Origin of the sequence: [Actinomadura] parvosata subsp. kistnae, assembly GCF_900323885.1 — a bacterium.
Taxonomy (GTDB): Bacteria; Actinomycetota; Actinomycetes; order Streptosporangiales; family Streptosporangiaceae; genus Nonomuraea; species Nonomuraea composti.
This window is the reverse complement of the sequence record NZ_OOHJ01000010.1, coordinates 32,706-50,079: the sequence shown is the minus strand read 5'-3', so window position 1 is coordinate 50,079 and position 17,374 is coordinate 32,706. Positions and strand designations below refer to the sequence as shown.

The following is a 17,374-nucleotide window of genomic DNA, read 5'->3' as shown; positions in this document are numbered from 1 at the left end:
CTTGCGCAGGGTGGGCGCGCGCTCGACGACGGTGACGGAGAAGCCGTGCCTGATCAGCCAGTACGCCAGGACGGGGCCGGCGACGCTGGCGCCGGAGATGAGGATCCGCATGAGCCTGCCTCCTCGTCATGGATCGGTCTCCTCCACTGTCGCCCGGATGCCCGCCGGCGGCTTGAACGAATGTTCCTCCCACCCGAAACTGACCAAAAGAACCGATCTGGTCAGTTCGTCGGATAGCATCGTGTTCACGAGGCTGTGAGAGGAGTCGTCATGACACACAACGGCAGGACCGGGCGCCGCGCCCTGGTCGTCGGCCTGGGCATCGCCGGCATCGCCACCGCCCTGCGGCTACGGCAGGTCGGCTGGGAGCCCGTGCTGGTGGAGCGGGCGGCCGGGCGCCGCTCCGGCGGGTACTTCATCATGCTGTTCGGCACCGGCGTCGCCTCGGCGCGGCGGCTGGGCGTCCTGGACGCCATCGGCGACCGGAGTGCCGCGAACCTCACCATGCACGAGGTCGACCGGGCCGGGCGCCGCCGCCCCGGCATGAGCCCGGCCGCGCTGCCCGGGCGCCCCCGCCAGCTGCTGCGCGGCGACATCGAGCAGGGCCTGTTCGCGGCGCTGCCGGACGACGTGGAGATCCGCTACCGCACGGTGCCCGACGCGATCGTCCAGGACGACGCCGGAGTGGACGTCACCCTGCGCGACACCGCGACCGGCGCCGCCGTCACCGAGCGGTTCGACCTCGTCGTGGGCGCCGACGGCATGCGCTCCACCGTGCGCGCGCTGGCCTTCGGGCCGCAGGAGTACCTGCACCCCCTCAACTACATGATCGCCGCCACCGTCCTGGACGAGCCCGTCGAGGGGTTCGCCCGCCACGAGGGGCTGGTGCTGGCCGAGCCGGGCCGCTCGGTGTGGACGTTCCCGTTCGCCGACCACGCCCCCGGCCTGCTGTTCTCCTACCGCACCGCGGACATCGACGCCGAGTTCGCCCGGCCGCCCGTCGCCTCCGTCCGCGCCGCCTTCGGCCCGAGCCCGCCGGGCCCCTCCTGGAGAGCCTGCTGCGGCGTTTCGAGCAGGCGCCGGAGTTCCTGTTCGACTCCGTTCACCAGGTCAGGATGCCGCGCTGGCATCGCGGCCGCGTCGTCCTCATGGGCGACGCCGCCTGGTGCCTGACCCTGTACTCCGGCATGGGCGCCTCCAGCGGCATCGCCGGCGGCGAACTGCTCGGCACCATGCTGCAACGCCACGGCGACGACCTGCCCGCCGCCCTCGACGCCTGGGAGGCGCGGATGCGGCCGTTCATCGGCCACCAGCAGGACACCATCCTGTCCATGCGCCGCCTGTTCACCCCCGACGACCGCAGGGAGCAGCTGCTGCGCACCGGCATGCTGCGCCTGATGCGCGCCCCGGGCATCGGCCGGGCGATGAGCAAGATAATGGCCAAGGACATGCAGGCCAAGAACCTGGACGTCGCCGCGGCCTGACCGCACGCGCGGCCCGGTTCGCCGCCACCATCCGAGCATCCGAGCCCCCGAGCATCCGAGTTTCCGAGGAAGAGGACCACCGGTGACCACCCAGCTGATCGAGCTCCAGTCGCGCAAGGCCGCCCGCATCCTCGACAGCGCGCGCGAGCTGGTGGCCGAACACGGCGTCCGCAAGGTCACCGTCAGCGAGATCGCCGCCGCGGCCGGGTCGGCAAGGGCACCGTCTACCTGTACTGGGCGACCAAGGAGGACCTCATCCTCGGCCTGTTCGCCCGCGAGCTGCTCACCTTCCTCGACGAGGTCATCGCCCGCCTCACCGCAGACCCCGCCGCCGTCCTGCCGCACCGCCTGGCCCCGCTGCTGATCCGCACCGGCCTGCGCTCCCCCCTGGCACCCCGCCTGCCCGTCCGCGACGCCGAACTGCTGCGGCTGCTCACCGGACGCGACGACGACCGCGCCCTGTTCGAACGCACCCGCCCCAGCGCCATGTGCCAGGCCGTCATGCCGGTACTGCGCCGCCACGGCCTGCTCCGCCAGGACCGGCCGCTGGCCGACCAGTCGTACGCCATGCACGCCATGCTCGTCGGCTTCGGCACCGCCATGGCCGAGCCCGGCTCCGCCCCGCCCAGCGCCGGCGACCCCGCCACCGTCCTCGCCGACACCGTCGCCCAGCTCCTCGAACCCGCGGACGCGCCCGCCGAGCAGTCCATCGCCGCAGCCGCCACCGATACCACCGCCGTCTTCCACGCCACCAGGAACGCCGTCCTGGACCTCATCGCCCGCAGCCAGGCACCCCAGCAGTAGCCCGCCCCGCCCCCGCATGGCGATCCTAATCAGGCTGCATGCCGCCACCCAGGGGGTGCCGCACCCATTCTGGAAGGGCCTCACCGACCTCGATGCTGTTCTCATCCAGGCCGTTGGCGATACAGAAGCGGCCCCTGTCGAAGACGAACTCCACGGCGACGGTGCCACCCGCCATGTCGTCACGCGACGATGGATGCCACACGAGCAGAGCGACCTCGCGCAGTTCCTGGCCGACGAACGGCTCAAGCCGTTCGTCGGTGCTGGACCAGACCGGGGTGGGGGCGTCATCCTCCTCCCAGCCGGTGATCGCAGCCGCTGTGTCGATGGTGTTCCAGCTGATCGACAGCTCATCGAACTTCCAGTGGCTGATCTCCACCTGGACGCCGTCGAAGTCCAGGACGACGGGACAGTCGGCATACCAGTCCCCGTTCTCGATGAAACGTACGAGCGCGAAGCCCGTCAGACGCCGACCGCCGAGCGCGGCCAGGCCCTGCCCGTGTTCATCGCGGATGGCTTGGAGCCCGACGAGAAAAGTCGGCTCGAAGCCGGAGATACCCATCATGACAGGCGATTGTCCCGGCTACTCGATCCAGAAGTGAGCTCCCGCATGGGCGGGAAAGACCCGGTGAACCGTGCCGGCCCGGCCCCGGTCCTCAGGCGATCGGCGGCCACGGATCCGGTTCGCGGACTATGTCCGGAGGGTCGCCAGGCTGGCCAGGAGCTTGAGCCATTCCTCAGGATTTGCATGGTCGATGGTGAAACGAGTAACCGCCTTTACGATGTAGATCAATTTGCCTCCATCCGATTGTTGATCAGGCGGTCGATCGCTTCGTCCCGGGGCAGGCCGGCGCCCCGCTGATAGGCGGTGGTGTAGCCGGTGTGGCCGAGCCGGTCCACGAGGGTGGATACGAGGGCGCTCAGTTCCAGGTCGCCGCGGTCGAAGGTGCCGCGGATGGCCTCGCTCATGCCGAGCGCGGTGGCCGCGCCCGCCGGGTCGTCCTCCAGCAGCAGCAACCGGGCCAGGAGCTGGGCGGCCAGCGGGAGGTCCATGTTGACGTGGGCCGCCTGGATGGCGGCCGGCAGGCTCTGGCGCGCGCGGGTGGCGTCGCCGGCGGTCAGGAGGTTCGCCGTCCTGGCGGGCAGCAGCAGGCTGCGGCTCGTGTCCGGGGGAAGGGACGACGCGCGGGCGGCGCTCTCCAGCCGGCCGAGTTCGCGATCGGCCCGGTCGATCTCGCCGCGGCGGCGGTACAGCTCCGCCGCGCACGCATGGACCTGGATCTCCAGCAGGGGCAGGCCGCGCTCCCAGGCCGCCTGTCGCGCGGTTTCGAGGTCGTGCTCGGCGCCCTTCATGTCGCCGGCGCGCATGCGCTCCACGGCGAGCCCGAGCCGGGACGAGATCTCCTCCTGCCAGGCGAGGCCGGCGCTGATCGCGATGCCGCGCTCGTAGTCGGCGACCGCTGCGTCGTGGCGGCCCTCGACGGCGTGGATCTGCGCCGTGCCGTTCAGCATCATCGCCGTCCACCACCGGTCGCCCGCCTCCTCGAACGCGCGCAGCGCCCGCACCGCCGCGCTCGCCCCTCCCTTCCAGTCTCCGCGGGTACGGCTGCGCAGCGCCTCCACCACGTGGGTGTGCGCGACGGCCCAGCCGTCCGAGCCGGACCGGACCCGGGCGATCTCCCGGTCCACCAGATCGTCCAGGCCGGCCATGAAGGCCGCCGTCAGCGTCATCGTCAGCAGCATCGGATAGCGCAGCAGCGCGCCCGTCCGCGCGCAGTCCTCGACCGCCGCCCGCAACCGCCCGGCGTCCGCTTCACCGGCCAGCAGGTGGATCACGGTGAACGCGGCCCTGGCCGCCGGGGGCAGCGCGTCGCCGAACTCCAGCACCCTGGCCACGTAGCCGTCGGCCCGGCCGTCATAGCGCAGCGTGTCCCAGTACCAGTACAGCGGGCCGAGGATCCGGGCCGCCGCCTCGGCGTCGCCGTCGTCGATGGCCGACTGGAGGGCGTACAGGAGGTTGTCGTACTCGAGGTCGAACACCCGCAGCGACTCCGCCTGCCGGTGCGAGCGCAGCAGCGGCTCGTGGCGGCCGGCCAGGCCGGCGTAGTGGCGCGTGAGCTCCTGACGGACGGCCTCGTGCTCCCCGGCGGCGCGGAGCTGCTCGGCCGCGTACGCCCGGATGGTCTCCAGCATCCGGTAGCCGTCACCGGCCCGCTCCACGATGGACTTGTCGACCAGGCAATCCAGCAGCAAGGCGACATCTTCCGCGGGGTCGTCCGAGCACACGGCCGCGATCGGGCCGAGTCCCGTCCGCGCCGGGAAGATCGACATCCGGCGGGCGAGCGTCCGCTCCTCGTCGGTGAGGAGGTCCCAGCTCCAGGTGATGACCGCCCGGAGCGTCTGCTGCCGCGGCTGGGCCGTCCGGTTGCCGGTGGCGAGCAGGCGGAAGCGATCGTCCAGCCGGCGGGACAGCTCGTCGGCGTTCATGGTGCGCAGCCGCGCCGCGGCCAGTTCCAGGGCGAGGGGCAGGCCGTCCAGGCGGCGCACGATGGTCACCACCGGGCCCGCCGTCGACGCGTCCAGCGTGAAGCCGGGCCGCACGGCGGCCGCCCGGTCGAGGAACAGCCGCACCGCGCTCCCCTGGGCGGCGCGAACGGGGTCGGCGTGTGCCGGAGGCAGGGCGAGCGGCGCCAGCCGGCACAGCGCCTCGCCCATGACGTCCAGCGGCTCCCTGCTGGTGGCCAGGACGGTCAGGGACGGCAGGCGTTCGAGCAGGTGGCAGGCGAACTCGGCCACGGCTCCGGCGATCTGCTCGCAGTTGTCCAGGACGAGCACGCCCTCGCCGCCGGCCAGCAGGGTGACCGACCGATCGAGCGGTGTGCCCGGCGGCAGGGCCTCCGTCGTGGCGATGGCGCCCAGCACCGCCTCGGGCAATCCGTCCGGCGTGGCCACCCCGGCCAGGGGGACGAGCCAGACGCGGCCTCGCCGATGGGCCGGGTGCCGGCGCGCCGCCTCCACGGCCAGGCGGGTCTTGCCCACTCCCCCGGGACCGACGACCGTGACCAGCCGCGCGTTCTCCAGCAGGCCGGCCAGCAGGCTCAGCTCCTCCTCCCGGCCGACGAGTCCGGTCAGCGGGGCCGGCAGCCGGCCCGGCGCCGCCCGCCGGTGCTCCGGCGGCCCGCTCCTGCCGCGCGGCACCGCCAGGTGCTCCGGCGGCCCGCTCCGGCCGCGCAGCACCGCCAGGTGCGTCCTGCGCAGGTCCTCGGAGGGGTCGACGCCCAGGTCCTCGGCGAGCGTGCGGCGCACCTGCTCGTACAGGGCCAGCGCCTCGGCCTGACGGCCGGCCGCGTGCAAGGCCCGCATCGTCAGGACGGCCAGCCGTTCGCGCAGCGGATGCGCCGCGGCCGCCGCCTGCAGATCGGCCAGGATCTCGCTGTGCTCGCCCAGCAGCAGCTTCGCCTCGAACCAGTCCTCGGTCGCCGCGGTACGCAGCTGCTGCAGCCGGGTGGCGGCCGCGGCGGCGAAGGGAACGTCGAGCACGTCGGCCAGCGCGTCGCCGCGCCACAGCGCCAGCGCCTCGCCGAGCAGCGGGGCCGCCTTCCGTCCGGCGCCGGCGGCCAGCTCGCCGCGGCCTTGCCTGGCCAGCTTCTCGAAGCGGCGGGCGTCGACGTCCTCGGCGCGCACGTGCAGCCGGTATCCGCCGGAGGCCAGCTCGACGACCTCGCCGTCGCCCAGTGCCCGCCGCAGCCGGTACACCAGCGCGTGCAGCGCTCTGACACTCTCCCGCGGCGGGCGCTCGCCCCACAGCGCGTCGATGAGCGCGTCGGCGGGCACCACCTCGCCACCCGCCAGCGTCAGCCTGGCCAGCAGCGCACGCACCCTGACCCCGCCGACGTCGATCGGCGTCCCGCCGTCGCCGTAGGCCCGCACCGGCCCCAGCACCTCGATCCGCATGGCCACCAGGCTATGAGGGCCCGCTCACAACGATCACGCCGCCTGTCGTAGCGCTGTAAGAGCGCTGTCACCGGCGGCCCGCATCGTGGAGACCGTCCAACGACGGATATGTGAAAGGCAGGACATGCACGACAAGACGCAGCAGGTGCTCGAGTGGGCCGTCTCCGAGGTCGGCGTCCCGGGGATCGTCGCCGAGGTCAGCAATCCCGACGGCACCACCTGGTTCGGCACCGCCGGCGTGGCCGATCTGACGACCGGCGCCCAGCGGGTGCCGGGAGAGCTGGTGCCGATCGGCAGCGGCGACAAGGCCTTCATCGCCGCCGTGATCCTCACCCTGGAGGCCGAAGGCCGGCTGGACATCGAGGACCCGGTCAGCACGTGGTTGCCCGGCGTGCTGGACACCGGCGGCTACGACGGCACCGAGATCACCATCAGGCATCTGCTCAGCAACACCGGCGGCCTGTTCTCCACGGGTCTGGCGCCGGAGCTGGTGGCCCGCTACACCAGCCGGTCCGCGTTCGCCCGGCACCGCTTCGACGCCTGGACCCGGCAGGACCTGCTGCGCCTGGCGGTCTCCCAGCCGCCGGTCGGCCGGCCCGGTGAGCGCTTCGTCTACTCCAACGGCGGCTTCGCCGTGTGCGTGGCGCTCATCGAGCAGGTCACCGGCAACACCTACGCCCAGGAGGTCGAGCGCACGCTCTTCCAGCCGCTCGGCCTGACCTCCAGTTATGTGCGGCCCGAAGGGGAGACCACCTTCCCCGGCCCGCACCCGCGCGCCTACTCCACCCAGTTCTACAAGGACGGCGTGGACCCGGCCGGCGTCACCCCGGAGAACTGGGAGTCGATGGTCGAGGAACCCGGGCTCGCGCCCCTGGACGTCACCGAGTTCGACACCTCCTGGGAGCCCGGCAACATCGTCTCGACCACCGGCGACATGCTGCGGCTCATCAGCGCGCTGGCCGGCGGGTCCCTGCTGCCGCCCGCGCAGCACCGCAAGATGTGGACCACGGTCTCCACCGAGGGCGCCAACTGGCTGCCGCACACCCGCTACGGGCTCGGCGCCTTCGAGCTCGACCCGGCGGCGACCGGCGGCATCCCGGTACGCGGGGTGGCCGGCAGCTACTGGGGACACATGTTCGGCGCCCTGGCCACCCCCGACGGCGAGCGCGCGCTCGCCTTCCACACCAACACCGAGGCCAAGAGCTGGGAGCTGCTGTTCGAGCTCGCCCGGACGGGCCTCGCCGGCTGAGCCCCAGGCGCTCCTCCCGCCAAGGTGCCGGACGCCCGGCGGGCGTCCGGCACCTTCAACAAGGACTCAGGCCGGCTGGCCGGCCAGGTTCTCCTTGCCCGCCTCCTCCGCGCTGCGCTCGCCGCCCTGCGCGCCGGAGGCGTGCCGCGGGCCGCGGTCGCGCTGCCTGGTCACCACCACGTACAGGGTGGGCACGCGCAGCCTTGCGACAACCGTAATCGTGATGTGATCCGGCGGTGCGCCGGTACACGTCAGCCGAGCATCCCGTGTGGAAATGTGTCATTTGTGTGAGATAGTGACGGTGTGACTACGCGCGCCGAAGCACTCTCCGCCGCTGGCCGCACACTCGCCCAGGCGCGGCCCGGCGCGACGCCCTCTCTCCCGAAGACGCCGCACGCGCCGCCTACGCACCTGGGGGACCTTCCCTTGAGGAACTCGCGATGCTGATCCGTCAGCATCGGGCTCTTGCCTCTGCTGCGGTCTTTGCTGCTTGATCAAGTGATCAATCAATAACGAACTCGGCACCTTTACAACGTAGATCAATTCCGACCGCTCTCTCCTGCCGCGCCCTCGCCACAGCCGCCTCCGCGACAGCTCCCGCGCACCGATCGGCCTCTCATAGGCCGACGACAACAGGCCCCAGCGGCGGCCGCACCTCCGGACTGTCGTCGGTCATCATCACCACCGCCCGCTGAAGCTCATGGGACCGTCGAGCCTGTTGTTTTGGCTGGCCCGCTTACCCGCTTCGCGGCGGGCGCGCTGCTCGGCCAGCAACGCCGCGTGCTCGGCTGCCCGCCGCTGGACGGGCCACGGGGCGACGAGCCGCCCAGCCGGGGTGATCCACGCGGTCAGGCGGTGCCGGACCCAGCCCGGCAGCGATCGCGGCCGGTGGGTATTGATCCATGCGGTCCCGTCAGGCCGATGATCGAGCGCATGCCGGATGTCGCTGATGGTCGCGCCGAGGTCGAAAACGTCCCGCAGGACGCTGCGCAGGTGCCGAGCTGAGATCTTCCGGAAGGGCGGTAGCTCCGCGATCAGCCGCTCGCACGCTGCGAGCCGGTCTCTTCTGCTGACCGGCGTGACGGTCGCGGGCCACAAACTGGCCGGTGTCGCTGGCGCGGCCAACTGTCTCGCGCGCGCGGTACGGGGAGTCTCCTCACCTACAGAAGAGAGTGGGGGTTTGGGGATGAAAGATCTTTCCACAGGGTCGTGAGCTGAGGAAACATCGGGCACTGCTTCTGGGAGCGGGCGGGTCAGCCCGGTCACGCACGGCCAGGGAAAGTCTGCCTGGCTCTCCACGGTCGCGCTCGGGGGCGGTGTCTCCTCGCCATCCTCGGCCTCGAGGATCGCCTCCGGGATGATGAGGAGGTACTGAGCGGCTTCGTTGCCGCGACCGTCGTCGTCCAGGCCGCCCCGCGTTCCTTTCCGGTAGCGGACGGTCGTGCCGGGCACGGCGCGGGCCAGGAGGCCGGCATCGATGAACCACGCGTACAGCGCGCCGATCGTTCGCTGCGACAGGCCGAGGTCGGTGGCAAGGTGCCGCCAGGTAGCGCCCTTCTTCGGCGCGGTCAGCATCTCCCGCGTCGAGCGGCGTATCAGCTGCCAGGCGAACCGCAGCGCGTTTCGCGTCCAGTCTGCCCGCCGGTCGGCGGCTTGCACCAGGTAGTCGGCGTCGTGCCACAGGGTGACCTGGGGCGCGCGGATGTGCCGGGCCGGGACGGGCGGAGTCACTCCGGCGCCGGGGAAGGAGGGCATGGCTGTCTCGCATCCCGGGGTCACGGATTCCGGGCATGCCGAGATAGCCGCTTGAGCGCGTGCTATGGTCAGCTCCAAGCGTCACGGTTTCGGCGCGCAGAAGCCCCCCGCAGCGGCGTGGGGCCGCTACGCGAGATCCGCCTCAGGCGCGTGTGAAGTTGAGAGGGCCGGACCGGCGACTCGACTGCTCAGCTCGTAGGTTGGTTGCCAGGGGGCTGAGTGATCCGGTCGGTGGTATCGACCTCCGGGAAGGCCGCGCGCTGCGCGGCTTTTCTCATTTCCGGGGCTGCTCCTCCCGTCCCCTGTCGGGCATCACCGCGCGGCAACCTTGCCAGAGGACGGCGATCCTCGGCGCGCGTGCCCGTCGCGTGCTGGGCGCGACGTGGTCACTCACACGCTCTCCCGTCCGCACGCAGCATTCTCGGACCGGCCGAAGGGTCCGTAAGGACGCACACTAGCGCTCCGAACGTACACACACCACCCGTAGGGACACAGTCCACACAATCGCACACCACGCATTCGGGTGGGCTCGGGTACTCCCAGGATGTGAGCGATCTCGATATTGAGCAGCCCCGTGCTCACGTAATTGACCAGGTCCCGGTCTGATTTCTGTTCTATCCGGTGTTCGTCTTGCCGGGGGTCACGGCGCGCCCGGGGCGTTTGTTCGGGCGGTAGCTTGGTCCGTTCATGAAGACTTGGTGGCTGTTGTTGATCAGCCGGTCCAGGAGGGACTCGGCGACGACGGGGTTGGGAAACAGCGGATACCAGTCCATCGGCTGCCTGTTCGAGGTCAGGATCAGAGACTTGCCGGTCCGTTCGCTGATCAGCTCATAGAGGTCGTCAGCCTGGGCTGCGGTCAGCTCACGCATCGCGAAGTCGTCGAGGATCAGCACGGCCGGTCGGGCGAGTTCAGCCAGGCGGCGGGCCCAGCTGCGGTCGGCGTGTCCGCCGGCCAGCTCTGCCAGCGCGCGGCTGGTCTTGGCGAAGCGGACGTCGGCGCCGTGGCGGATGGCCAGATGCCCGAGAGCTTGGGCGATGTGGCTTTTGCCAACTCCGACCGGGCCATACAGGACGACCGACTCGCCGGCGTGCAGCCAGCGCAGCGCGGCCAGGTCGCGGATCTGGGCGGCGGGCAGTTTCGGGCTGGCGCCGAAGTCGAAGCCTTCCAGGGTGGCCTGCTGCTCGAAGCGGGCTTTGCGCAGCCGCCGCTGCATGGCCACGCTGTCGCGGCGGGAGATCTCGTCCTCGCAGAGGACTTGGAGAAAGTCGACGTGACCGAGTTCTCCGGCGCGGGCCTGGGCCAGGCGGGCATCCAGGGTGTCGAGCATGCCGCCAAGCTTGAGGGCGCGCAGCGCCTTGTCCAGCGCGCCGGTCTCGATCGCGGTGACGGTGGTCATGAAGGAGCTCCTGTTCGTGGTTCGTGGTGCGCCGCTTCAGCGCGAAGGTGATGGCCGTACTTCGCGGTGAAGGTGCTCACCACGAGCGAGTGATCGGGCAGGTGGTCAGCTGGCGGCTGGTGTGCTGGCGCCGTGCAAGGGGATCACCTCGGCGAACAACGCGTCGGGCCGTGCAGGAACGCCTCCGCGCCGCCGTCGCCGCGGCCGCCGGGCGGGATCGGACTCGGTGCCTGCCACCAGGATGCCCTTGACGGTCCGATAAGAAGGATCACCGACCGCGAGCGCTCTGGCGCAGGCGGCCTCCAGCCGTTGGGGTCGTGTTTGTCGGCCAGGCCGAGCACGCCCTGGGCAGCTCGAAGCCGATAGAGGGCGCCTTCGGCAAGCAGCACGTTGACCACCTCGATGCAGGCCGGGCCGATCTGTTCGGCTTGTCTGCGGCACCAGGCCGGAGTGCGCTGGTGGAAGGCGACCCGCTCGGGCGGGTAGTCGCCCAGATCGGTCTGTTTGCCTGACAGCTTGCGCGGATGGGTTTTGATCAGCTCGCCGCCGCAGAAGAACTGCACCATGGTCGCGGTGGAGCGGACATCGAGCTGACGGCCCAGATACCGCCATGGGATCGAGTAGAGCACCTTGTCCACGCGGGCATGGATGTCCGGGCCGACCTTGGCCCTGCTCCAGCGTGACAGCACGAACGGCGCCTGCGGCAGCGCCTGCAGCTGCCCGGCCTCGACAGCGTTGAACACCACCAACGGTGCGGCATCGGCCAGCGGCCGGCATGCGCGAGTCCCGGCGACCTCCAGGCACCAGCGCACCGCCTGCTCGCGCATCTCCTCCAGACTGGCGAAGCTGCGGCCGCGCCAGAAGCTGTCACGGATATAGGGCATCGGCCGCTCGACGCTGGCCTTGTCGCGCGGTTTGCGGGAGCGGGCGGGGTCGACCAGCACGCCGTAATGCGAGGCCAGCTCGGCATACGCGCGGTTGATCTTCGGATCATAAAGATCAGGACGATCGACGCCGGTCTTGAGGTTGTCCGGTACCAACCTGGCCGGGCAGCCGCCGAAGAAGGCGAACGCGGCCACATGCGCACTGCTCCACGCCTGCTGATCCATCTTCAGCACGGGGTAGACGAACATGTGCCGGGAGGCGGGCAGCACCATCACGAACGCCTGCACCGTGTGACGGCGACCGCTCCTCGGGTCCGTCCAGCGGCCCAGCTGCCCGTAATCGATCTGCGCCTCGGCGCCGGGTTCGGCCTCGCGCAGACGCAGCACCCGCACCTGCGAAGCCCGCACCTCCTCGGGCAGGTTCGCGTGCACATAACGGCGCATCGAGGCGATACTGACCGCCAGCCCTTCCTCATCGCGCAGCCGCTGATGGATCGTGGTGACCGTCACCCCCGCCTTGAGCTGCCCGACGATGTAGTCGCGGTGTTGCTCGATGGTCGGCCACGTCACCTGCCGCAGCCGACCGTCGGCCACCTCGGGAAACCACTCCCGCACTCGCGCTGCCCACTCGGCCGAGCTGATCGCCGCGCCGCCCGGCACGATCCCGGCCTCCTCCGCCGCGGCCACGTACTTGCGCACCGTATTACGCGCCAATCCCAAACTCGCCGCGATCTCGTTCTTCGACCGGCCGGCATGCCAGTGCACCAAGATCTCGGTGATGTCCACCACGTCGAACGTCCTCCTCGCCATCGGCCCCCCGTCCCGTGACGAGGGCAAGAATGCTGATCTTCCGATGACCGGGTCCATCCCGACACGCACGCCCTGACCAGGGTCAATAACGTGATCGTGGTGCTCAATTACGTGATGGCGGAAGCCTCAAACTGATCAATTCCGTGATCGTCGACACCCAGGACCCAGGACCCCTGTTCGGGCCGTCCATGACCCGTACAACCCCGAGCAGACGCCCTCCCGCGTCCACACAACCCGGGGCGTGACTTCCCTGGTCAGCGCGCGCGCCACCCACGACATGACGGCCGCCCCTACCGCGAGCACACTCCCCCAGCCAGGCCCCACGAACCGGCGGACCACATCTAGATCGGCATCCAGATCAGCACGAGCCCGCTCCCCCGCACGCCGACCCAGACCAACGGCATCAGCCCTGCGCCTGTGACCGTTATGCTCCGCGCCCCCATCGGCCGGACATCATCTTGACGGAGTTCCAGCGCCACACGCTGGAACTGGCGGCCGCAGACGAAGGGCGGGCGCCGCCCTACCAGCACAACGCGGGTTGATCAGACGCGGGCACCAGCCCGCCCCTCCTTCCCATCTGTCACTCCTCGGGCGGGTCAGCAGCCTGTAGCTCCACCGGCTCGGACGCCAGGCTCAGCGCCTGCCACCCGTCCACGCCGGCTTCCTCCCGCCAAGCCGTGGGCCACCGTCGCGCCACTTCCATGCCCGCTGGAGCCACGCGTGCGCCTTCCACCTGCGCCGCCTCCAAGCCTGTTGCCGCCTCGAACCATGCGTGACCAGAGAAGGTGACACCGTCAAACTTGGCGTGGCCGCAAAACGTTGCACCGTCGAACCCGGCCCGAAAGGCGAAGATTGCGGCACCGAATTCGGCGAGACGAGAGAAAGTAGCGCCGTCGAATCCAGCATTCTCAGCAAAGGTCGCCTTGCTGAACCTAGCTGCCTCAGCAAAGGTCGCCCCACTAAACCTGGCTGCTCCTGAGAAGATTGTCTCGCTGAACCTGGCATCTCGGACGAAGACGGATCGATTGAAACTGACATCACGAGCGAAGGTTGCAGTCCCGAATCCCGAATGGCCCATGAAGGTTGCTCCGCCAAACGTCGCCCTATCGGAAAACACAGCCCCGTCGAACCATGAGTCTCCGGAGAAGACTGCTCCATTAAATTTGACCAGGCCGGAGAAAGTTACCCTGCCGAATAGGGCGGGACCAGAGAAGGTCGCCCTAGTGAAGCGCGCTTCACGGAGGGAGCAGCCGGTAAGGTCAAAGTTTAGTAGAGTGGCGCCGGTAAGATCGAGCCGGACGTCCGGCCAAAACTGAGTATTTATGTCAGCTTCACGTCGCTGCCACCAGCGCCGTCGCATTGGCGGGTGGAAGCGAAGATGCGTGGCGATAATACGTTGCGCGGTAAGACGGACCTCGTGCTCCTCATGCGGATCCCGTGTAGCGGAAGGAGGTTCCGACACGCCGGAGATACTTGCGCGCGGAACAGCGGACTCGCTGGGGCGACTTTCGTCTGAGGGCAGAACGTAGGGCATCCGAAGATACGCGCAGATTACGTCAACGATAGTTTGCTGCAGTATGGGAGCGTTCTGCCCGAGGCGTTCCAGGGCGTACAGTCCGCCGAGACGAACCGGCGCCTGATCGTTGCCGAGCTGCTCGACGGCTTTGGTGTATAGCTCGGTGACCCGGCGTTCGGCGGCGTCGTGCGTGGTGTGCGCGGTAGCCAGTTCCTGGTGCCGCTGTCGGCGTACGGCCAGCAGCAGGGTGACGGCGGCACCGACGCCGGCCGCTGCACCGAGTGCAGTACGAGCAGCTTCGATGCGAGCGGAGATTTGCTTGTCGATGGGCAGCTTGTCCAGGTCCTGCAGCAGCCAGGCGGACGTGGCCCAGGCCGCAGCGCCGATCAGTAGAGCTGCTGGGATGATCCACCACCACATTGACCGCGGCGGGTGTAGCTCGGGCGGGCCTGCTTGTGATTGGGGAGAGCGTAAGAAGAGTCCCATGACTCATTCCACCGCTCCCCCACGGGCTCCGCGAGACTCTTACCCCCACCGGTCAGTTGCGGCGGGTGCCACAACTCCCTATGAGTGCCATGATGGAAGCCGCCACTGGTTGTCTCCGCCAAGCGCGACTGGCCCTGTGGTTGCTCTGTTTCGGGAGCGAGAAGGCGGTCTCCGGGCGCGGGTAGGCGCAGGTATCCGGAGGCCGCCCCCTACCGGTCTGTGGCTATCCCTCCTCCCGCCGCTACCATCGAACGCGTGAGCGAATCGCAGTGCCGCCGGGTGGTGGCCGAAACGCGCATCGCGGCCTGCGCCGCTACCGCCGCCGGAGAGGTTTTCCCCACCCTGCTGTGGCAGCACCGCCAATTCGCCCAAGCAGTGCTGCGCCTCGCCGGCCTTGCCGACCGGGCCGAAGGAGAGGACCTGCAGCAGCTCACCAACGAGTTGCTGGCGCTGATCCACGTCCTCAATGAGGCTCTATGAACCACTACATCTCCGCCGCCGAACGACACGCGCGACGGCTCGGCATCTCGACTGCCCAGCTCAACGACCGCCTCTCCCCCGACGACCCCGGCGACGACGCCACCGAGCAGGCCCGCAGGGCATGGGAGCTCAGCATCTCCGGCGCCGCCGACCGGCTCCGCCGCGCGGGCTTCATCGGCCTCGGTCAAGAGCGTGGCCACGTCCTGCACGAGATCATCCGTGTCGTCTGGGTCACAGCCGAACGCCGAGCCGACATCGACGTCTTCCTGACCCGTCTCGACGAGCTGGGGCGCGAACTGATCCCACCCGCACCGCAGCGGTGACCACGGTCACACGAAACCGGTTCGCTTATTCGCTAGCGACTCCGCTATCTTTTCTCTCGCGACGATCTCCACCCCTCCCGGTGCGCAGGCTCCGGTTACTTCTTTGTCAAGGAAACCGATCCGGTGCCGTCCCGATCTCGGGAGGTCTACAACTTCACCCTTCCCCGGTGCGCAGGCAACGGTTCCTTCGCCTCTGGAGCGAGTAGTCCGGGTTCGAGTCCCGGCAAGTCGCCACCTCCATGCGGCTTGTGGTGTAACTGGCTAGCACGCTTAGGGCCTGCAGAGAAATAACTCGTAGCATTCCGGGTTCGCGGTCGATGGTCTGGTATGAGCGTGTCGGCGGAGACCGTAGAGATGCTGGCTGCGAAACTTGAGGTGATCTTGCCGCATCTGGACGAGCGGCAACGCCGGCTGCTGCTCGGTGCCGAGGCGCGCGCACTGGGGCACGGCGGGATCCGGGCGGTGGCCCAGGCGGCGAGTGTCCGCGAGGCCACGGTGTCACGGGGCGTGGATGAGCTGGAGGCGGGCGCCGAGCCGTTGGGACGGGTCCGTCGGCCAGGCGGAGGACGGAAGCGACTGGTCGACATCGACCCCCAGTTACGGGCCATGCTGCTGGCGCTGGTGGAGCCGGATGAGCGTGGGGATCCGACCTCGCCGCTGCGCTGGACCACCAAGTCCACCCGCAAGCTGGCCGGTGAGCTCACCGGCCAGGGGCACCGGGTGTCGGCCGACACCGTCGCCGACATCCTGCGCACTGAGGGGTTCAGCCTGCAGGGCAACGCCAAGACGCTGGAGGGCGGCCGGCACCCGGATCGCGATGCGCAGTTCCGCCACCTCAATGAGCAGGTCCGCGCGTATCGCGATGCCGGACAGCCGGTGATCAGCGTGGACACCAAGAAGAAGGAACTGCTCGGGCCGTTCAAGAACGCCGGACGGGAGTGGCGGCCGGCCGGTGAGCCGGTGCTGGTCAACGTCCACGACTTCGCCGAGTCCGCATCCGGGAAGGCGATCCCGTACGGCATCTACGACATCGCGGCCAACACCGGCTGGGTGAACGTCGGCACCGACCACGACACCGCCGCGTTCGCGGTCGCCTCCATCCGCCGCTGGTGGCATGCCCAGGGCAGCGCCGCTTACCCGCAGGCCACCCGGCTGCTGATCACCGCCGATGCCGGCGGCGCGAACGGCTACCGCACCCGCGCTTGGAAGAGCGAACTGGCCGCTCTGGCCGCCGAGACCGGCCTGACCATCACCGTCTGCCACCTGCCGCCCGGAACCTCGAAATGGAACAAGGTGGAGCACCGGCTGTTCGCCCACATCACGATGAACTGGCGCGGCAGACCGCTGACCAGCCACGAAGTGGTGGTCAACAGCATCGCCGCCACCACCACGAGCACCGGATTGCAAGTGCAGGCCGCACTTGACACCGGCGTCTACCCGCTCGGCGCCCGCGTCAGCGACGCCGAGCTGGCCGCCCTGCCCCTGACCCGGCACCTCTTCCACGGCGACTGGAACTACACCCTGCACCCCACCCTGGACACCGACCCCGACGCCACCGGTCACGACCAACCGGCCGAACGGTGGGACCCGCAGGTCCTGTCCGATCCCACCCTGACCGGCATGCCCCGCCCGGAACTGGACCGCCTGACCATCAACCTGCAAGCCCGCGATCAGCAACGCCCGCGAATCAAAGCGGGCCGGCCGCCCACTGTGGCGTTCACCGACCAGGTCCTGCTCACGGTGCTGCACCAGCGGCTGGGCCTTGCCATCGAACCCCTGGCGGTTCTGTTCGGCACCAGCCGGACCACCGCCTACCGCACCACCCGAAGCATCGGCCTACTCCTCGATCAGCACGGCACCCACATCCCACCCGCACCCACCCCGCCTGGGCTGCTGCGCGTCCTGCACGCACGCGTCCTCGCCGAAGACACCAAGGCCGCCAACAAGATCAAACCCGCGTGTTAATAATCTGCAGGTCCTTAGTGTCCCGTCGCCGGTTCGACCTCGGGGAAGACCCAACTTGACCCCTTTGCACCTCCCGGTGCGCCGACAGCGCCTACTTCACCACCAGAAGGCCGGTTCGATTCCGGTAGAGGCACCCTGACAGGTCCTCTACAGCCCTTCGAGGGCACCGCGCCGTCACCACGACCTCGGGAGGAACCCACAACTGAAGACGCGCCCGGTGCGCAGGCAACGGTTCCTTCCGTCTGATAAACGGCTGGTTGCGAGTTCGAA

General features: G+C 69.6%; 15 protein-coding genes. 8 read left to right on the top strand and 7 right to left on the bottom strand.

What is annotated here, in order from left to right; genetic code table 11:
- The first annotated feature begins 270 nt into the window (after window positions 1-270).
- From KIS93_RS10600 to KIS93_RS10590, 4 genes are all read left to right on the top strand, one after another.
- Window positions 271-1,173, top strand: coding sequence for an FAD-dependent monooxygenase (locus KIS93_RS10600; protein WP_222107389.1), 903 nt, complete (start codon window positions 271-273; stop codon window positions 1,171-1,173).
- On the top strand, window positions 1,149-1,484 hold the full coding sequence (locus KIS93_RS63265) for an FAD-dependent oxidoreductase (RefSeq protein ID WP_222107388.1): 336 nt from the start codon (window positions 1,149-1,151) through the stop codon (window positions 1,482-1,484). Before KIS93_RS10600 ends, KIS93_RS63265 begins: the two co-directional genes overlap by 25 nt.
- 82 nt (window positions 1,485-1,566) lie before the next feature.
- Window positions 1,567-1,848, top strand: coding sequence for a TetR family transcriptional regulator (locus KIS93_RS10595; protein WP_186404083.1), 282 nt, complete (start codon window positions 1,567-1,569; stop codon window positions 1,846-1,848).
- A 137-nt stretch (window positions 1,849-1,985) separates the two neighbouring features.
- On the top strand, window positions 1,986-2,288 hold the full coding sequence (locus tag KIS93_RS10590; RefSeq protein ID WP_186404082.1) for a hypothetical protein: 303 nt from the start codon (window positions 1,986-1,988) through the stop codon (window positions 2,286-2,288).
- A 25-nt stretch (window positions 2,289-2,313) separates the two neighbouring features.
- On the opposite strand, the gene KIS93_RS10585 is transcribed toward KIS93_RS10590, so the two are convergent.
- Entirely contained in the window at window positions 2,314-2,850 is a 537-nt protein-coding gene (locus KIS93_RS10585; RefSeq protein ID WP_222107387.1) for a hypothetical protein, read from the bottom strand.
- 224 nt (window positions 2,851-3,074) lie between these two features.
- The gene (locus KIS93_RS10580; RefSeq protein WP_080046760.1) at window positions 3,075-6,239 is read right to left on the bottom strand and encodes an ATP-binding protein; all 3,165 of its coding nucleotides are present in this window, start codon (window positions 6,237-6,239) and stop codon (window positions 3,075-3,077) included.
- Between the two features lie 124 nt (window positions 6,240-6,363).
- Here KIS93_RS10580 and KIS93_RS10575 point away from each other — a divergent pair, with 124 nt between their 5' ends.
- Window positions 6,364-7,488 (top strand): serine hydrolase domain-containing protein, encoded by a 1,125-nt coding sequence (locus KIS93_RS10575; protein ID WP_080038907.1) that lies wholly within the window; start codon window positions 6,364-6,366, stop codon window positions 7,486-7,488.
- 66 nt (window positions 7,489-7,554) lie between these two features.
- Here the strand turns inward: KIS93_RS10575 and KIS93_RS67400 are convergent, their stop codons facing one another.
- The 5 genes from KIS93_RS67400 to KIS93_RS10555 form a co-directional block, all read right to left on the bottom strand.
- Complete coding sequence (locus KIS93_RS67400) at window positions 7,555-7,683, bottom strand: hypothetical protein (protein ID WP_268966961.1); 129 nt, start codon at window positions 7,681-7,683, stop codon at window positions 7,555-7,557.
- Window positions 7,684-8,166: 483 nt separating this feature from the next.
- Entirely contained in the window at window positions 8,167-9,243 is a 1,077-nt protein-coding gene (locus KIS93_RS10570) for a hypothetical protein (RefSeq protein ID WP_080038908.1), read from the bottom strand.
- A gap of 614 nt (window positions 9,244-9,857) precedes the next feature.
- Window positions 9,858-10,640, bottom strand: a complete 783-nt coding sequence (istB, locus tag KIS93_RS10565; RefSeq protein ID WP_186404081.1) for an IS21-like element helper ATPase IstB — start codon at window positions 10,638-10,640, stop codon at window positions 9,858-9,860.
- Window positions 10,641-10,783: 143 nt separating this feature from the next.
- Window positions 10,784-12,313 carry an IS21 family transposase gene (gene istA, locus KIS93_RS10560; protein WP_186404080.1) on the bottom strand — a complete coding sequence of 510 codons (1,530 nt, stop codon included), beginning with the start codon at window positions 12,311-12,313 and terminating at the stop codon, window positions 10,784-10,786.
- A gap of 601 nt (window positions 12,314-12,914) precedes the next feature.
- Window positions 12,915-14,270, bottom strand: coding sequence for a pentapeptide repeat-containing protein (locus tag KIS93_RS10555; protein WP_186404079.1), 1,356 nt, complete (start codon window positions 14,268-14,270; stop codon window positions 12,915-12,917).
- Window positions 14,271-14,591: 321 nt separating this feature from the next.
- On the opposite strand from KIS93_RS10555, the gene KIS93_RS10550 reads away from it, so the two are divergent.
- The 3 genes from KIS93_RS10550 to KIS93_RS10540 all read left to right on the top strand — a co-directional run bounded on the left by KIS93_RS10550 (window position 14,592) and on the right by KIS93_RS10540 (window position 17,104).
- On the top strand, window positions 14,592-14,816 hold the full coding sequence (locus KIS93_RS10550; RefSeq protein ID WP_155127291.1) for a hypothetical protein: 225 nt from the start codon (window positions 14,592-14,594) through the stop codon (window positions 14,814-14,816).
- Window positions 14,813-15,139 (top strand): hypothetical protein, encoded by a 327-nt coding sequence (locus tag KIS93_RS10545; protein WP_080038911.1) that lies wholly within the window; start codon window positions 14,813-14,815, stop codon window positions 15,137-15,139. The genes KIS93_RS10550 and KIS93_RS10545 overlap by 4 nt, the downstream gene beginning before the upstream one ends.
- A 327-nt stretch (window positions 15,140-15,466) precedes the next feature.
- Complete coding sequence (locus KIS93_RS10540; protein ID WP_080038912.1) at window positions 15,467-17,104, top strand: ISAzo13 family transposase; 1,638 nt, start codon at window positions 15,467-15,469, stop codon at window positions 17,102-17,104.
- The last annotated feature ends 270 nt before the right edge of the window (window positions 17,105-17,374 follow it).